Origin of the sequence: Paenibacillus sp. FSL H7-0940 (assembly GCF_037979415.1) — a bacterium.
Classification (GTDB): domain Bacteria; phylum Bacillota; class Bacilli; order Paenibacillales; family Paenibacillaceae; genus Paenibacillus; species Paenibacillus amylolyticus.
In genome coordinates, this window is record NZ_CP150280.1 from 5,477,105 (window position 1) to 5,495,890 (window position 18,786).

An 18,786-nucleotide genomic window follows, 5' to 3' on the forward strand; every position below is an offset into this window, starting at 1 on the left:
CTACTTGTTTTTGCAGACATTCTTTTTTGTTATCTTGCACTGAACCCGATTCCAGAACTGTGCCGTCAGTCTCGTAAATAAAACATTTGAATGTGTTCCTGTGATTTTAAAAATTAGCCAACTTACCAACACTCGACGCGTTCTCACCCATGACCGTATTAGAGGGGCATCCAAACGTAAAAACGACCACCAATATGGTGGCCGTCACATCTATTTTGATGAATCCTCTTAATACTCTCGCGAGTATTGTTTATCCTCTTTCAGTTGCACGATATCATGTCCGGTTGGATTCTGGAAGGCCCGTAGTCCAAATGTTGACGCCACCGCGAAGATATGGTCAAAGATATCCGCCTGAACGTTCTCATATACACCCCAGTTGATATCATTGCTGAATGCATAGATTTCCAGAGGCAGCCCGCGATCTTCCGGTGCTAATTGTCGTACAATCATCGTCATATCTTTATTAATTTTTGGATGGTTCCTCAAATATTGATGAATATATTCCCGAAATACACCGACATTTGTCAGTTGTCTGCCGTTCACGTTGCTTTCAGTATTCACCTGGTGCTCCATATTGTACGCTTGAATTTCCTTCAATTTTGCCGTGACATAATCAGTCAGGTAGTGAATTTTTTCAAATTCAGCCACCATCTCTTCCGTACAAAAACGGATACTGCTGATATCAATGTAGATACTCCGCTTAATTCTTCTGCCGCCGGACACCTGCATGCCTCTCCAGTTACGGAACGAGTCCGAAATGAGGGCATAGCTTGGAATCATCGTAATGGTTTTATCAAAATTCATAACCTTTACCGTATTCAATGTAATGTCGATGACATCACCGTCCGCATTATACTTTGGCATCTCGATCCAGTCACCAACACGCACCATATCGTTCGACGATAGCTGTACACCGGCCACGAGGCCCAGGATTGAGTCTTTGAATACGAGCATTAATACCGCCGATAACGCCCCAAGTCCACTAAGGATAATGAGCGGGTTCTGTCCAATCAGGCTGGAGATGACGATGATGCCCCCGATAATGAACAGGACAATCTTGGCTACCTGAATGTAACTCTTGATTGGGCGAATCTTCGACACCTCATAGGTACGATAGATATCATCGAATACATTCAGCAAAGCATTCAGAACCGTAATCATGATTACAATCATATAGGTCATTGCTGATTTTTCAATTATGGCCTGATAGGGCGGGAAAATATAAGCAGAATAATAGATGATAATGGCCGGTACGAGATGTGACAGCTTCTGAAATAAATTTTTTTGAACCACAATATGGCCCCACTTGAAACGATTGTTACTCACGATACGATGCACCGTCTTCAGTACCACTCGTTTGGCAATAACATTCGCCAGTACCGAGATTAGCGCGATAAAAATAATCATAATCACATTCGAAAGGTATCCAATGGAGGGTTCACTCATGCCGAGTTCTTCTAGTTGATTTCTGATAAAGTCCATTGTTTCCTCCTGACATAATCTAGTTTAGCCTATTATTATAAAGTAGTTTGAGAGGGCAAGCAAAGTTTGTGCTTCCGCTCTGTTCTTCCTATGCATTATATATATTAAAAAAAGACCCTGTCATTCAAAGAATGATGGGCCCACTTGATTATGTCGTCTTTTCATCATGCTCACGAGAAATGTCTAATAGCTCACTCACCGTCACCAAACGGTACCCTTCCGCGACCAGTTCCTCCACCAGCACACGAACCGCCTCCACCGTCTGGGAACGATCCCCGTACCCGTCATGGAATATAAGCACGCTGCCGGGTTTCACTACAGACCGAGTATGCTCCAGAATGTGCTCAACGCCGGGATTGTCCCAATCCCTTGCATCACCGTTGACCGCACCAATCGTACGATATCCACGCTCCGCCGCCAGAGATAATATATCATCGTTTACGCCAAAATACGGCGGGCGGAAGCAGCGGGCAGGTTGCCCCGTAACTTCTTGAACAAGATTTTCTGCGCGTTGCAGCTCCTCCCCAGCTTCCTCCAGCGTCAACTTGGTCAGATCCGGATGCGTGTACGTATGGTTGGCGATCTCATGCCCTTCACGGTGCACCTCCGCCGTAATCTCCGGGTGAGTCTCCATCTCTTGGCCAATCATGAAAAACGTCGCCCGCCCACCGGCACGCCGGAAAATCTCAAGCACTTGAGGTGTATACACCGGATGCGGCCCATCATCAAACGTGAACGCCACAACCTTTTCCCGAACAGACTCCTGCTCTACCATCGCGATATTGACCATACTATAATGACCCCTCTCTGCAACTGCCTAGCTACATACCCCCTTATTATTCCATGACCGCAGGCTCCGGTCTAGTCCAGAGATCACACCTTGCGAAATTCCGAATCAAGCCGATACCCACCAGAAAGAGAGCACAGCGAGCGAGCAGCAAGCCCTTCTACCGCCACGCCCTCCAGTCCAGCCCAGCCTCCAGCTAACCTTTGATCGCACCTGCGATCATACTCTTTTGCACCTGTTTGTTCAGCAGCAGATAGATGACCACCGTCGGCACCGTCGTAATCATCAGTCCAGCACCAATGATACCCCATTGCGTAATGTACGTTCCCACCATCGACATCATGCCCACCGTCAATGTCTGGTAAGCCGTGTTATTGATAAACGTAACTGCAAACATCAGCTCATTCCAGCAGGACAGAAATGTGAAGATGGCTACCGTTGATATAGCCGGGGTTACCAGAGGCAGAATAATAGAGAAAAACGTCCGGTATATGCCGCAGCCGTCAATAACCGCCGACTCCTCCATCTCTCTTGGGATACCTTTGAAAAAACTGCCCAGAATGAATACCGCCATCGGAATGCCAAATGCCACATAGGGAATGATCAGAGACCAGTAGCTGTTGAGCAGGCTTAGATTCTTCAAAATAATAAACAATGGCAGCAGAGCCGCATGAATCGGCACCATCATGCCCAGCAAAATAATCGTCATCGTCAACCCGCTAAGCTTCCAGTTCATTCTTGTGATTGCGTATCCCGTCATGGAGGACAGGATCAGTACCAAGACAATGGAGGCCGCAGTAACCAGCACACTATTCATAAAATAGGTCAGCACATGGCCGTCAGACATTGCTTTGGTGTAGTTGCTCCACAGAAATGCTTTGGGCAACCCGGCTACATCACCGCTGAAAATCTCACTGTTATCCTTCAGGGAAAAAAGCGCCAGCCAGATGAGCGGGTAGATCTGCACAATCGCAACGAGGATCAGAAACGCTTGCAGGAACACTTTCCCGATCGGTCCGGAGATGGACCTCGGCTTGGGCTTTTTTTGCAACATAACTTCTACGGTACTCATGCCTTTTGCCTCCCTCTACTCCGTTTTGAACAATGAATTAATGAGGATCGTACACACCAAACACTCCACAATGATAAAGACTGAGATCGCACTGCCATATCCGTACCGGAACGTATCAAAAATGGTAGCGTACATCAGCGTGCTTGGCACTTCAGTTGTGTAAAATGGCCCACCACCTGTCAGCACATAGATCAGGTCAAACACTTTGAATGCGCCGATGACCGAAAATACAAGGCTTACCTTCAGAATTGGCTTCATCAGCGGGATCATAATGGACCACGCCGTGCGAATACGGGAAGCACCATCCATTCGAGCAGCTTCGAGCACATCCTGGGACACGGACTTCGCACCTGCATACATCAGCAGCATGTGATACCCCACGTACTGCCACAAGGTTGGAATAAACGATGCCGCCAGGGCGGTGTCCTTCTGCCCCAGCCAGTCCTGCGCCAGGCTGGATAAGCCGATACTTTGCAGCAGCACGTTCAGCAGGCCGTAATCGGCATTGTAGATTTTTGACCACAACTGGGCAATAACCACCGTTGAGATCAACACCGGGATAAAATACACGGTCCGGTAGAAACCTTCACCCTTGACGTTGGACGCCAGAATCAGTGCGAGCACCAGCGAGATCGGCAATTGAATGAACACCGAAGCACCTGCGAATAACAGGGAGTTCTTGATCGAATTCAGCACCCGGGTATCCTTAAACATCTCTACATAGTTGTCCAGGCCGATAAATGTACCCCTGCCTACGCCGTTCCAGTCCAGCAGACTGTAATAACTGGAGACAAAGATTGGAATAAGCACAATTCCGCAGAAGAGAATCAGTGTGGGTAGTACAAAGACGGCTATCGTGCCTTTATTGGAAAATACAGAGTTCATTGTTGTTCTCCTCTCAAAGGCGTGACCGGGATATGCCGGACCACGCCTTGTTTGGGTTCATCTTCATTGTTAACAGGCTTCAACTTGGCAAGCTCACGAGCTTACACATGTAAGGGTTGCAATTGCGCGTATATTAACCTGCGTGTCCTACAGGCTCAGCTCTGTTGGTTTGAGCTGTGCCATCTGTTTGCAGAACTCCTCCGGTGTTACATCTCCGGCAAGCAGCTGGGCAATCAGATTTTTGTGGGCTTCGGCAGACTCCGCTGGAAGAATGTTATCCCACCAAGCAATGAATGAGGTCGCCGTTTTCATAATATCTGCCGCAGACAGATCAAGGGAGGACAGGCTGGATGTGTCGAGTGCATCTGTTTTCCAGCTTGGCAGGCCGGCTCCAGCCAGGAAACCTTGTGTACCAAGCTGCTCGCTCAGATACATGAGGAATTCCACGGCTTCCTTCGAATGCTTGGTATTCTGGTTGATGTAGAAACCATCGACGGCTCCGCCGAAGATTTCGGTATTTGTGCCTTTGCCATCCTCAAACACTGGGAACGGAATCACTTTCACTTTGCCTTTGACTGCGGAGGAAGGGTCCTCAATTCCTGCATTTACCCAGTTGGCCTGGAACATCATCGCCCCGTTGCCTGCATTAAATGCCCCAAGCATCTCGTCATAGCTCATGCTGAACATGCTGCTGTTGAACGCTCCTGCTTGCGCGAGCTGCTGCATCTTAGTCGCAGCGGCTACAAAGTCGGGCGAATCCCATTTCGACGGATCTTTAAAGGCTTCCATCACCGCAGCATTGCCTGCCTGACGCATCGCAATAATGTCGTACCAGTACATGCCCGGCCAGCGGTCCTTCTCTCCAATCACAGCCGGTGTGATTCCTGCCGCTTTCAGCTTGGAGACTGCATCCAGTAGTTCGTTATAGGTGGTCGGAATCTTGGCACCCGCCTGCTCGAACAGTTCTGTATTCACGTAAAGATTGGCGATATGTGTGTACACGGGCAATGTGTAGATTTTGCCGTCCATATTAATGGCCTCAGCCATTCCCGGGCCCATTCGTTCTTTGATATCGTCCGTCAGGTAACTTGAGATTTCCAGCACATTGCCGGATTTGATGTACGGCTGCATGAAGCTGCCGCCACCCATGCCATAGAACAGGTCTGGCGCCTCACCAGCCGCAATCGATGTTTTGACTTTGGTTTTATACTGTTCTCCTGTCGTGCCCGTACGTTCAACCTGGATGTCCGGATGCTCGCTGTTCCATTTCTCAACAATCTCGGGCAGCAGCTTGGCCGAAGGATCGGTATTGCCAACCGATTGATCCCATAGCGTCAGCTTGATCTTGCCATTACTTTCCCCCTGTGTACCACCGGACGAACCGGATGAACATGCCGCCAGACTGCTTACAATTCCCAGAGTCAGAATTAGACTTGCTGATTTTTTTAATAGCGCTTTCATCTCTATGGACCTCCCTATGTGTTTTAGTTCGTTCTAGCCCATATTTTAGGTGAACTGTGCGTTGTTCTCCATTTAGAAAACAGGCATCGATTTGTAATATTCGAACATATGTGGAATTGGAGAGGGGGTGCGCTCACACCTTCTCTGCACTCCCCCACACTCCCCATTTTTGCATTCTCGTTTTTCAGGTTTTTACATTCCGATACTCATTCATGGATCGGCCGATATGTTTTTTGAACAAGACGCTGAAATAATGTGGGTCCGGGATGCCTACCTGCTCCCCAATCTCATACCCTTTCATATCCGTCTGTTTCAGCAGCATTTCAGCCTTCTTCATGCGGAGTTGAGTCAGATATTCCACAAATGTCTGCCCGGTTTCTTTTTTCATCAGCCGCCCCAGATGGCCCGAACTTACGTAAAAAGCAGCCGCGGTGCTGGAAAGCCCCACTTCCGCATTGCCCATGTTCTCTTCAAGATAAGCGATCACCCGGTCGATCAGATTGCCTTCCTTGGCCTGTCGCTTGGCTTGTATGACATCCGATACGGTGCGGACATGCTGCTCCAGCATGCTTTTTAGTTCGGGCAAATGATCTGCTGTAAAAATGGCCGCAACGGCCTCTTTGTTCAATGCGTGCTCTCCCTCAAGCTGTTGCTCTATGGCAGCACGCTGGCACTCCGTAACCACATCCATGGCTGCCATCCGAAACTGTGAAACGTCCGAGAACGGCACAGACAGCATACGCTCCAGCAACAATACGGCTTCTTCCCCCGCACCAACACTGACGTAAAATTGCAGTTGTTGGAGCAGCTGAGCATCCGAGTGGTACCGGCTTTTTCCGCCTTCGATGACCAGATCCTCGAAGCAAATGACCTGATTTTTCCCCACAAACGCCTGATAATCGAGTGCACGACAAGCTTCCCGGTATCCCACACAGGCCCTTCCCCATCCTGATTGCCATTGGCCAATCCCTACGGTCACATCAACTTCACACCCTTCGAGCTTAAGTGTATGTTGAAGTTCTTCCTGAAGCTGCTGCACCTGATTGGCAAATTCCGTATCCTCACCAAATGAGAGCACAACTATCCGGTTATGCGGGTCCATGACGATAATGGTTTGCGAATCCTGCGGATAAAAAGCCTGCACCTGCTTCATGCCTACCATTCGGAGCAGAATATGTATTTCCTCGGCAGTATGTGGATGACCTTCTGTCTGATGCTGGCTTAATTGGGACTGACCGTGTTGTTGTTGAGGCCCTCGTTGTGCTTGGTGTGTTTGGTGATATGATTCGGACAGATGTGGATATACCTCTGGTGCAGCTATCTTAGCTTGCGGTACAGCAACCTCCACCTCCATTACTGCGATGCGTGATCCTGGTTCACCAGACGAGATAGGAATACCGAAGAAACGCGCCTTCTCTTGTAGTTCATCCTCAGGTATCACGTTACTTAACCATTGATTTACAAACCTCTCCCTGAGATAAGGCAAGCTCTGCTTCATCTCCTCCCGCAGCTTCATCAGCTCGTACTCACGCCCGATCTCCTGCTCGATTGCCGCTCGCAGCTTCGCCGTAACCTGTAATAACTCAGAAGCACGAATGGGTTTCAAAATAAAATCGGATATGCCCAGCTTCACACTCTGACGAGCATATTCAAATTCATCATGTCCCGTCACAACCACGATTTTTAAGTTTGGGTAACGCTCCATGAGGATGCCGCTCAGTTCAATACCGTCCATCTTTGGCATGTATATGTCCGTGAACACGATGTCCGGGCGCAACAGCTCGACCTGTTCCAAAGCCTCTGCAGCATCGGAGGCCTCTCCAATGATGTTCATGCCTTGCTGCTCCCAATCGATACGCATGCGCAGCAGATTACGGATGAGGTACTCGTCATCCACAATCAATACCTTTAATGGTTCCACAGTTAGTTCCATGATTCATCGGCTCCCTTCGGGATCGTTATGATAATGGTGGTTCCTTTTCCAACCTCGCTATGCAGCTTAAGTCCATCTTCTCTGTCATAGAAAATGCGAAGCCGCTCCATCGTCCCCCATAAGCCAAAGCTTGGATTGTATTTAGAGTTATGGGTAGGATTAGAAGGATTAGAAGAGTTAGAAGAGTTAGATGGGTTAGATGAGTTCGAGCGATTAGACCTGTTCATTTCTGTTCGTTGAATCTGCTTCACTTCTTCCTCGGACATGCCGACTCCGTCGTCAGTGATCGTTAGAAGTACTCCCTCCTTGGATCGACGAGCTTGGATGCGTATCGTGCCCGGGCTGCCTTTGGGACGAATACCGTGATACAGCGAATTTTCCACCAACGGCTGGAGCACAAGCTTGGGAATCATCACGCGTTCACAGCCTGAATCGATATCGTACTGCACCTCAAATACACCGGGGTATCGCACCTGCTGGATCGTCAGATAATTGCGTACAATCTCAACCTCCTCGTGCAGTGTAATCAGTTCACGCCCTTTGCTGACACTCAGCCGATAATAACTTCCGAGCGCTTCTAACAACTCACATACCTTTTCGTTCATGCCGGACATCGCCAGGGAGGTAATGGAATCAAGTGTGTTATATAGAAAATGTGGCTTGATCTGCGCCTGAAGTGTATTCAGCTCTGCTCGGCGGATCGTCTGCTGCTCCTGAATGATGCGTTTCAGCATCTGGTCAATCTGCTCGATCATCTGGTTGTAACCTCCATATAGCTGTGCGAATTCGTAACTGTTCAGCTCAACCGTCACTTTGCGGAAGTTGCCACTTGGCGCTTTCTGCATGGAGCGAAGCAGCTTGTGAATCGGCTTAATGACGCTGCGCGAGATGATGAATGAACTGACAAAAAAGACAGTCCCGTTTACCGCCAGTAGGATCAGCGCAAGCAGCACCATGGATTTATTGCGGGTATCGGTAGCCTGGTATGGGCTCATGCTGATGAATTTCCACTGATCATCACCAGACGAACGATAGGTCACAGCATATTCCTGACCACCCGATTGCAAGGTGATGAAGCCGGAGGATTGCTCTTGAAATGTTTGTTTTAACTTGGCCTGATTGGCCTCTAACATCTCGTACATCCCTTCCTGTTCAGAAGCCACAGACATGGATTCGTCGGATACAGCAGGTACAGCCTTCTTTCCATCGGTTGCGTTCGTTGCGATCACCCGCTGATGCTCATCCAGAATGGCGACCTGAAATGAATCCGGTGCAGATAGGTTAGCATAGGCTTGAGCGATGGATTTGCCCTTGATGTTCATGACCAAAAACCCAAGCGGAGACGTATCATCCAAATCCCGAATGAGGCGAATAAACGAGACCACCTCTTGCCCATCATTCACCCCCGTCGCCGAAACTCCGCTGTCGTTGTTGCCACCATTCAGCCTGAGCAGATATCGTCCGTTGTGCTTCAGTGCCTGTTCGTACCACGGCGCTTCCTTCACATTTGCTTCCATAAACGTGGGCCATTCTTGTGTACCAACCGAGAATCGGTGCCCCGAATTATCGTAAATATATACTGAATCGATAATTGGAACCGCTTGCATAAGGTTGGTCAAATACGCGCTGACCTTGGACTGTGTCTGTAAATTGGAGTACACATTACCCTGCCGCAGCAGGTTCTGCAAGTTGGGATCGGAGAAAATCATTTTCGAATAATTGTTCACGTTCTCGATCATCAGATTAACGTTGGTCTCAATGGATGTAATCGTCTGCAGTGATGCTTCATTGATCTTTCGTTGCGCGTCATTTTCCGAGATTCGATTCAAAACCAACGCACTAAACGCCACCGTTAGCAGAATAATGACAAAGTAGGCAAACGGAATTTTAAAAGCGAGCGTCTTGGGCTTGCGTTGAATGAACGCTTTGAAACGGGGAGTCCAATTCTTCTTCATTGCACTGTTGTTCGCTTTTGCATTTTCGTTTGCTTCTGCATCGATCTTAATATCTGATTGGGCTGTTGCTTTCACTTCTATTTTTCATCTCCTTCTTGTACTGCTCCTGCATCTGTTGTTGCATCTTTTGCTCATTGATTCAATGTGACCCTCCTTTGGTTCCGATGTGTGATGGGTTTATCGGTTGTGATGGGTTTATCGGTTGTGATCGGATGACCTGTTGTGATATCCACCACTCTCTCGGATTTTATACAATTGTATATTATAGGACTGTGCATGGAGGAGGCTCAACTCTTTTTATCGCTTGGGGATGGCTTGACTGAGTGAAGTAGAATGAGGCTTTGGGGATCTGATCGTGGTGAATGCTGCGGGTAGGGGCCCCTAATTGGAGCCGCAAGAAGTACTGCTTTATAAAATGTTGGAGGTACAGATAATAAGCTGTGGTTTGTGCCGGATGGAGAGTGAAGCGGGGGAGAAGCGGAGGGTCTGAACACACAAAAGACGATGATAAACGTCTAGCTTGAGATGCGCATACTTTTGAGCAAGATTACAATATCTACGGGCATAATCTTACTACTTACAGAGTGCTGATCGAGTGATTAAGGTTGGGAAGTCCAATTATGGTCTTCTCGTATGATGAATTTAAGTGGGGAAAGTGTCGGGGGCAAACTACCCGAGGGCAGGACAAGCATAGAGTTCGTTATGGTAAGAAACAACGAAGCGTGATCAAAGCGAGAATTCGGTAACGCCTTTTTTGGAGGCATATTTCAGCGTGTAGCTTCCTTCTGTGCCATATGGCATCGTAGCGATTTGGATGCGGGTGTAATCCAGCCGACTCTCTCTCAGCACTTTTTTTATTAGCGCTAAGCTCCGATCTTCGTCCGTTACCACACAGAAAATGTTCATTACATATTCCTTCGGATCAGCCACACGGCTGCCCAGGTCACATCCATCCACCTCTCCCAACTCCGCCTGGGTCAGAACGGTTTCCAGATATTCCATCACCTTTTCCTTCAACCAATGATCTCGTTTGCTGCCCTGCGCGCTCTTCAGTGGATATTGCACCACAAGCCAGTATTTTTCACTCATTTAGCTTCACCAACCAATCTTTATATGATAGGGCATTACGTTATGTGTATAGCACTTGGACGATAAAAACGCATATGTCAGCCTTACATTCCTCCAGTTAAAAATGGGCTAGATAATTGACCTCACAGCTTTTTGAAATTGTACTGCCCTTCCATTTGCAGGATGGGGAACATGGTGATTTTTAATGAGATGTGAGCTTAACGTGTCTGCTGACTTTCTGCCAATAGCCACGATCTGAGCATCAGGATTCAGTTGCATAAGCTGTCCGGCGAATACCACACCATCCTCCAACTCTGCCAAAGTCGGCGTTCGATTCGTCATCCTGTTTTCAGAAGATTGATATGGATGAAAGGGATAGATGTTCCAAAATATAAAATCCGTTGGTTTCCACCTTGAACTGGATAACACTTCACCCCATATGATGGATGCTGTCGGTTCTGCAAAACCATACAGCGCCTGACTTCGGTTAGGTTTGACGATATTGGGCAGGCTTGTTCGGACACCCGGCTCGCCTGCAAAAATCATCTGGTGATTCACCAGCGAGTGATTCCCGGTAACCATTCGTTCGGACGTCAAGGGTACGCCGGAGAACCTCGCCCCTTGATAGCCTACGGCTTCAGCAATAAAAATGTACCGAGCCTTGGACATTCGTGGCCCCAAATACCTGACCAAATGTTCACAACGAATCTTTACCGCTTCGGGGCCGATATCATAGCCCGCCACATAATCGCTCCAAGGATTAATCACATTTACTGGCGAGACATATGCTTGCACCCCTGCAACAAACTCGCGGATCTGTTGCTGCGTTTGGCTCATGCTTTTTTGCCTCCTTTGGGAGATTACAGAGTAAATTAGGCTTGCATCAGCTTATTTTACAAAGATTATAGCATAAACAGAAAAACCACCAACCAGACCGCTGGTTGATGGTGGATAGAAACTATAGAAAACTATTGCGGTATAACTTCTTCCCACTGACCATTGGTGGTTTCTTTGTAGGTAAGAAGGTTTCCATCATACTTTCCCTGAATATAGTTAGAACCCGCTTCTTTCCATTCCTTAGTAACAGATATCACAACTTTAGAATCCTGTAAATTTATTGGAACATACTTTCCTCTTGATAAATTTATCTCAAAGGCTACTGGATAAAAATCGTACCAGAATAGTTTGTCTGATTTCTCTCCCAGTATACCCGCATCACCACCTTTAGAGAAATGAGGACTGATGACTCGAAACCTGAACTCTAACCACTTTCTGGGATCTAAAGGAAATTCATAATGACTATCGGGCTCCACTATAATGTATGACTTTTCAGGAACCGGGTGTTGAACTTGAACTTTGTGCTCGATTATTTCTTTTGATATTATTCGAAAAACTAAATATACCAATATGAATAGTATCGAAGTAATTACAGGTAATTTAGGCTTGTTCCTCAAAAAAACACTCAATCCAAGACCAATAATTAACGGAAACCATATCCATGGATCTCCCAATGTAATGGCTTCCATAATATATAATTTATCGCTAAGGGGATAGAATGCTGGTAAATCATGTCCCATATAGTCTAAAAATAAGTGTCCAAACAAGACAGACAAAATAGAAGATCCCCAGATTAATTTGAAACTTGTCGTTTTATAGAACAGTTTTGTCAAATATGCTATTCCTAAAGCTAAAAGGGGTGTAAACAAAATAGAATGGGACAACGGAGCTACACTTCTATCCCCAAAAATATCAGGAATTATTCCACACAGAGCACCCGAACATAGACATATTATAAGATTTTTCCATGTATCCCTTGGCAAAAAGCAGTATGCAATTACCGCCCCAAGAAGAGCATGTGATAGAAGATGAAACAACAAATATAAGTACGGATCCAAAAGAACTACTCCTTTACTCTATTATTATTATAAATATTGTATTTAATGTTAAACATTATAAATTAATTTTTTCATATAAAAGACCCTGAGAGTCGAACCTTTTCCAAAGATCTGCGGGGAGTAGTCTCAGTATGGATGTTACCTAATCTAATTTCTTAATACTAAATTCGAGCACAAATCAACGTAGGCTCCACAAAATAGAATCAACAAGCTATTAAAAATCCTCATAACAATGGATGGCCCGTATGTATTTTCTATTATCATAATTTGGTCTAGTTAAAGCAGGCTATAGATACCTATATACGTTTCAGAACCTAAATGTACCTGATATACTTTCTTAAAGCTTTTCGACCTACATATACCTCGATTCCCTTCATTTATATAATTTAGGTTATTATATCATAAAATAAAAATCCACCAACCAGAACAATGGTTGGTGGATTTTGCTTACTCTAATGGAGGTGAGGGGGTATCGAACCCATGTCCGAAGATAACGGAACAAAAGCTTCTACGGGTATAGTCACTGTTGTGATGTCCCGTGTATCAGTAACCCACAAGAACAGGATTAGCCCAAGCAGGTATGGACTCAACACAATAGATCAAATCACCCTGTATGATTTCAGCAACAATTAAAGGCTCGTATGTATTATCAATGATGATAACCCGATCTGCGATAGATAGAGCCGGTTTAAGGTTCTTCAAAGACTGACCATATCGATAACGAATGTCTTCTTCTGCAATCCAATGTCCACCTTGTTCAACACGAGAGGCAACACGATCTATATGCATTTGCACATCCTCAAGGCCGATATAGTATACGACAATTTCGTAACTGTTTTCTTTTGCAATTTCCATATGTTTTAAAACAAATGATCCGGACAATGTCGTTTCAATAGCGAAGTTTACACCACTTTTAATGAGAGATCGGATTCTTTTCACAGCTTCCCTGCCAGCAGACAGGTCAGCACTGCGCGGATTCTCTGGCTTCAACTCTCTTGCAATTTGATCCGGATCAACCAGTTCACCAAGCCACTCTCTCATTTGCATACTGAGTGTACTTTTCCCTGCTCCATTGGTTCCAGCAAATAACGTCATGACTGGTCTGATTTCACTCATGATACTCAAACTCCTGGCGTTTCCCAGTAGCATCAAATATAATTTCAAATTTATTACCCGCAGCATCCTCACGAACGCGTTTGTTATTCTTTATATAATAAATAGAGGCGCCTGATTCTTTAGCTTGTTTCCGTGCATGTTGACTTGCTTTGTTTAAAATTTCTTGGAGTTGTTTTCGATTTGTAAACATCCTGAGTCCCCCAATCTAAATTTATGTTTTATTATATCATAAACAGAAAAACCACCAACCAGATTACTGGTTGATGGTTTTTTGACTCTAATGGAGGCGAGGGGAGTCGAACCCCTGTCCGAAGATAACGGCACATAAGCTTCTACGGGTGTAGTCACAGTTTTGATGTCACCCGAGTATCGCCCCGTAACCGGCTATACGTTGGGTCAGCCTGATTGTCTTCTTCAGCACACCCCAGGCGGAGATGTGACAGCGTATCCCACTACTAGTTAGCCCCTATCCCTGTCACATGGGCGATGCAGGGTAGAAGCACGCACACAGTTTCTTAGGCTGCGAAAGCGTAGTTTGTTTGTTGTTTGCCGTTTAATAGGCTTTAGCGTTGATAAAGCGGACGCGTCCCCACTACCCGCTACCCATGCTCGAACTATCCCCGTCGAATCCATAAACGCCCCCTCAATGAAGAAGGGCTCCAGGATTAATCCGTGAATACGGAGCAAAGGTGCTGCACATCTTTTTCCTCCAAGGTAAAAAGATGCTTCTTTCAAACTCGGCATTCCTGTCTGCTACATGAGTAATCATAACACAGGACACATCACCGAAATAGTACAGATTGCTGGAAGACATTCCAGCAGGCTGAGCATGTGTACAAGGTTATCCAATACAACAGGCTCAATCGTCTACATATTATACCGCGTCACCAATCGGAAGTAAAGTTTACCCAGATTGGATCATGAACAACGCACCTAAGTATCTTACCCACGTTTCAGGCAAACTACGCAAAGGCTAAAAATTTGGATCATCAACGCGCCAAACTCCATGCTCCTACCGAATTCCCTTCAACACATATCAAAGGAAATCACGACACAATACACTTCAGCTATTCACACCACATCCCCTTCCCACTAAAAATAAAAAAGCCTCAATCTTGCCCATTGCAGGACAAACCTTGAGACTCCTTAACTCATACATCAATTTTCCTAACTTCATCACAAAAACTAACTTATACACCTAAAGTAAAGCCGCCCAGTTCTCCACTTAACGCGCAACCTTCTGCTTCTCGCGAAGTACCCGTTGGATATCACGTTGAGCATCGCGCTTCGCGGCAGTTTCACGTTTGTCGTATTGCTTCTTACCTTTACCCAGTCCAAGCAAAAGCTTTGCATAACCATTGCGGATATAGATTTTCAGCGGAACAATGCTGTACCCATCCTGTTTCGACAGCCCGAGCAGCTTGTGAATCTGCACTTTATGCATCAACAACTTGCGCGTACGTGTTGGATCGAGCGGATTATTTCGGTTCCCTTGTTCAAAAGGACTAATATGCATATTGTGAATATGAATCTCACCGTTTCGAATGGTGGCAAATGCATCACCAATATTCGCACGGCCGTTACGAAGAGATTTGATCTCCGTTCCGGTAAGCACCATGCCCGCTTCATACGTATCTTCAATGAAGTAGTCATGGGAAGCCTTTTTGTTCTGTGCGAGCACTTTACTCTGTCCATCATTCTTGCCCATGTCCTCACTCCTTCTCCGTAAAATAAGCCGGTACCATGCTCTATAGCAGCGCACCCAATGTTGCACCAAGGTACCACGTGCCAGACCTTAATTGTAGCAAGTACGGCTGTTAAAATCAAGAAAGAGGCGACCTCTGCCGCCCCTCCTCATTACACCACTTTCAGACTGTGCGAAACAACACACCGGCTGAAGTGACTATTTTCTCCAACGCTTAACCTGAAGGAACGAATTGTAATCCATCTCTCCAAAGTTACGTTAGCTTTATTTTTTCTTTTTCCGTACAAAAGCTGCCGTGCCGTTACCAGCTGCACCTTTGCTCTTCTTCCGCTTGCGTCGTGGTGCTCCGCCTTCCTGAGCGCCACCAGGAGTTGCATTCTCTCCAATAAATACGCCGCTTGGCGAAGTGTTTTTGCGTCCACTTCCGCTTTTGCCACCTTTATTGCCGCCCTTGCCGGACTTAAAGCTTCCTTCACCGCGACCGCTGCCGCTGTTCAGGCCACTTCCTTGTCCACCGGTTGAACTAGTATCTGATCCACCCGATGTAGAGCTATATCCGCCTTTACCTGAGCCAAAACCAAAGCTCACTGCGCCTTTGCCCCGGCCAGTTGATCCACCAGCATCACCCGCACGACGCTCACCTTTTGGTTTGCCGCCGCCTTTACCTGCGTAGCCACCAGATGAGCCTGCGCCCGCGCCTGCACTTGCTGCTCCACTGCGACCGCCACGTCCACCTTTGCTGCTTTCTTCCGTTGATCTGCCACCACGGTTGGCTCCAGCAGCGGATGAGCCGCCTTTGCCGCCTCGCGAACCGCTGAATCCACCTGGTCCACCCTTGGCACCGCCGCGACCGCCACCACTTGCTGGGCGACCACCTTTACCGCCACGTCCGCCACCGAAGCCGCCAGGACGTTCACCGCGAGGTTTCATATCGACCATTTCAAAATCAATCGTATACTCTTCCATGCTTACACGTGCCACACGGATCTTCACTTCATCACCGATGCGGAAGACTTTCGAGGTACGTTCACCAATCAGAGCCATATGCTGATCGTCAAAATGGTAATAGTCGTCCGTGAGTGCGCTCAGGCGAATCAGACCTTCAACCGTGTTCTCCAGTTCAATGAACATACCAAAGCTGGTCACACTGCTGATCATGCCTTCGAACTCTTCGCCTACTTTGTCGAGCATGTACTCGGCTTTTTTCATTTTCTCCGTATCCCGCTCAGCTTCTACCGCCACACGTTCACGTTCCGAAGACTGCTGCGCAATATCGGACATACGTGCTGCCAAATACTCCTGACGGTTCTCCGGCAATGCACCATTATTTTCAATGACTTCGCGAATCACCCGGTGAATGACAAGATCGGGATAACGACGAATTGGAGACGTAAAGTGACTATAGAATTCTGCCGCGAGGCCAAAGTGACCCGACATTTCAGAATCATACTTCGCCTGTTTCATCGAACGGAGCATCATCGTACTAATCACGGTTTGTTCTTTCGTTTCTTTGATATCCTCAAGCAACGATTGAAGCGCCCGTGGATGAATCGCATTGCCACGTCCTTTGACCTGGTGTCCAAAATTCGCCGCAAAGGCGAGGAAATTTTGCAGTTTTTCCTGATCCGGGTCTTCGTGCACACGATAAATGAACGGAACCTTCAACCAGTGGAAATGCTCTGCCACTGTTTCGTTCGCTGCCAACATGAATTCCTCAATGATTTGCTCTGCAATCGAACGCTCCCGTTTCACGATATCTACCGGTTTGCATTCTGCGTCCACAATGATTTTGGATTCTTCAAAATCAAAGTCAACCGCACCACGGCGCATACGCATAGCACGCAACTTCAAAGCGATCTCTTTCATCAGATGGAAATCATCTACCAGATCCTTATAACGCTCGAGCAATTCCGGCTCTTCACCTTCAAGGATTTTACGGACGTTGGAATACGTCATCCGCTCTTTGGTTTTGATTACACTTGTGAAAATGTCATGTTTAACAACCTTCATCTGGTCGTTAAACTCCATCTCACAAGACAGTGTCAAGCGGTCTACCTGCGGGTTCAAACTACAGATTCCGTTGGACAGACGTTGTGGCAGCATAGGAATAACCCGGTCTACCAGATACACACTGCATCCGCGGTTGTAGGCTTCCTGATCAAGCTTGGAATTCTCCTGCACATAATAGCCAACGTCGGCAATATGAACACCCAGACGGTAGTTCCCGTTAGGCAGTTTCTCTACATTTACAGCATCATCCAGATCCTTGGCATCTTCGCCATCAATCGTGACAATGTTAAGTCCGCGCAGATCACGGCGACCCTGTTGTACAATCTCTTCATCCGTGATGGAGTCGGGTGCTTTTTCCGCCTCTTCTACCACTTCATCAGGGAAAGCTTCAGGCAACTGATGCTTGCGAATGACGGACAAAATATCAATACCCGGCTCATCCTTATGACCGAGAATCTCGATCACTTCACCTTCGGCAGCCGCACGGCCCTCCGGATAGCTGACGATCTTGGCTACGACCTTCTGTCCATCAACCGCCCCAGCAAAGTTGGTACGTGGGATGAAAATATCGCGATTAATCCGTTTATCATCCGGAATGACAAATCCGTACACCTCATGGCTCTGGAACACACCAACGACTTGTGTCACAGCACGAGTAACAATACGGACGATCTCACCCTCCAAACGACCACCTGAAGGTCCTTGAGATGTGACTTTAACCAATACCGTATCACCATTCATCGCACTTTTCATATCATTGGCGTGAATGTACACATCCGGGTGCTCCCGATCCTCAGGGATAAGGAAAGCGAAACCTTTGGCGTGAGCCTGTAAACGTCCACGTACCAAATCCATGCGCTCTGGCATGCCATAGCGATTGTTGCGGGTCAGCAAAACTTTACCGGATTCCTCCAGCGTATTAAGCATAATCAAAAAGGCTTTGAAATCAGCTGCATCTTCAATAGCGAAGTGCTGTTCCAACTCCTGATAAGTCATAGGTTTATAAGCGGTTTCCCGCATGAAGTCGAGCAATTGTTGTTCTGTTATCATTAATATATTCACCTCGGGAAACATAAAAGTGTAAGCAAGTCTCATCTCTTTATGTATCGGAATTCTTACCATTTTCATGCAATACAATATCACTGTTGTGAAGAGTGTAGTGGTACAACCATACTATCTCATACCCTAGTATACACGAATTCAATCCGGCCCATCCGTACCTCGCAAAAAAACCACAGTTGCCGGGCGCTCCTCTAAAATCACGCTTTCACGTATCTCTACAGACATTTTATGCGATACACGTGCTGTGCGCATCTGGAAAAGGACTACATCCGAAAATTTTCTGTACACATGACATTCATTATAGGGAGTGAGTTCGCGTAACGAATAAGCGAGGGACATACCATACATGATAGGG

The 18,786-nt window shown here is 46.8% G+C and carries 14 protein-coding genes and 1 other RNA gene; all 15 read right to left on the minus strand.

Translation table 11 applies throughout. The features are described from left to right. Nucleotides 1-228 precede the first annotated feature (228 nt). Nucleotides 229-1,482 carry a mechanosensitive ion channel domain-containing protein gene (locus MHB71_RS24165; RefSeq protein WP_340027913.1) on the minus strand — a complete coding sequence of 418 codons (1,254 nt, stop codon included), beginning with the start codon at nt 1,480-1,482 and terminating at the stop codon, nt 229-231. Nucleotides 1,483-1,630: 148 nt separating this feature from the next. Beyond that, a complete protein-coding gene (locus MHB71_RS24170) occupies nt 1,631-2,272 on the minus strand; it encodes a polysaccharide deacetylase family protein (protein WP_340027914.1) in 642 nt (213 codons plus the stop codon). A gap of 193 nt (nt 2,273-2,465) precedes the next feature. Then, on the minus strand, nt 2,466-3,341 hold the full coding sequence (locus MHB71_RS24175) for a carbohydrate ABC transporter permease (protein ID WP_017691224.1): 876 nt from the start codon (nt 3,339-3,341) through the stop codon (nt 2,466-2,468). A 15-nt stretch (nt 3,342-3,356) separates the two neighbouring features. Continuing rightward, a complete protein-coding gene (locus MHB71_RS24180; protein ID WP_076210184.1) occupies nt 3,357-4,226 on the minus strand; it encodes a sugar ABC transporter permease in 870 nt (289 codons plus the stop codon). A 147-nt stretch (nt 4,227-4,373) separates the two neighbouring features. After that, entirely contained in the window at nt 4,374-5,687 is a 1,314-nt protein-coding gene (locus tag MHB71_RS24185) for an extracellular solute-binding protein (protein WP_036616255.1), read from the minus strand. 184 nt (nt 5,688-5,871) lie between these two features. Beyond that, nucleotides 5,872-7,620, minus strand: a complete 1,749-nt coding sequence (locus tag MHB71_RS24190) for a response regulator (RefSeq protein WP_340027915.1) — start codon at nt 7,618-7,620, stop codon at nt 5,872-5,874. Continuing rightward, entirely contained in the window at nt 7,611-9,650 is a 2,040-nt protein-coding gene (locus tag MHB71_RS24195; RefSeq protein ID WP_340027916.1) for a sensor histidine kinase, read from the minus strand. Before MHB71_RS24195 ends, MHB71_RS24190 begins: the two co-directional genes overlap by 10 nt. A 651-nt stretch (nt 9,651-10,301) precedes the next feature. Continuing rightward, entirely contained in the window at nt 10,302-10,664 is a 363-nt protein-coding gene (locus MHB71_RS24200; protein WP_340027917.1) for a hypothetical protein, read from the minus strand. A gap of 108 nt (nt 10,665-10,772) precedes the next feature. Then, on the minus strand, nt 10,773-11,480 hold the full coding sequence (locus MHB71_RS24205; RefSeq protein ID WP_340027918.1) for a uracil-DNA glycosylase: 708 nt from the start codon (nt 11,478-11,480) through the stop codon (nt 10,773-10,775). A gap of 131 nt (nt 11,481-11,611) precedes the next feature. Next, nucleotides 11,612-12,538, minus strand: a complete 927-nt coding sequence (locus MHB71_RS24210; RefSeq protein WP_340027919.1) for a metal-dependent hydrolase — start codon at nt 12,536-12,538, stop codon at nt 11,612-11,614. Nucleotides 12,539-13,081: 543 nt separating this feature from the next. Then, on the minus strand, nt 13,082-13,654 hold the full coding sequence (locus MHB71_RS24215; RefSeq protein WP_340027920.1) for a zeta toxin family protein: 573 nt from the start codon (nt 13,652-13,654) through the stop codon (nt 13,082-13,084). After that, nucleotides 13,647-13,844 (minus strand): hypothetical protein, encoded by a 198-nt coding sequence (locus MHB71_RS24220; RefSeq protein WP_036674733.1) that lies wholly within the window; start codon nt 13,842-13,844, stop codon nt 13,647-13,649. The genes MHB71_RS24215 and MHB71_RS24220 overlap by 8 nt, the downstream gene beginning before the upstream one ends. Before the next feature lie 88 nt (nt 13,845-13,932). Continuing rightward, nucleotides 13,933-14,297, minus strand: a transfer-messenger RNA (tmRNA) gene (ssrA, locus tag MHB71_RS24225). Nucleotides 14,298-14,879: 582 nt separating this feature from the next. After that, the gene (gene smpB, locus MHB71_RS24230) at nt 14,880-15,362 is read right to left on the minus strand and encodes an SsrA-binding protein SmpB (RefSeq protein ID WP_036674736.1); all 483 of its coding nucleotides are present in this window, start codon (nt 15,360-15,362) and stop codon (nt 14,880-14,882) included. A gap of 261 nt (nt 15,363-15,623) precedes the next feature. Next, nucleotides 15,624-18,419, minus strand: a complete 2,796-nt coding sequence (gene rnr, locus MHB71_RS24235) for a ribonuclease R (RefSeq protein WP_340027921.1) — start codon at nt 18,417-18,419, stop codon at nt 15,624-15,626. Nucleotides 18,420-18,786: the final 367 nt, after the last annotated feature.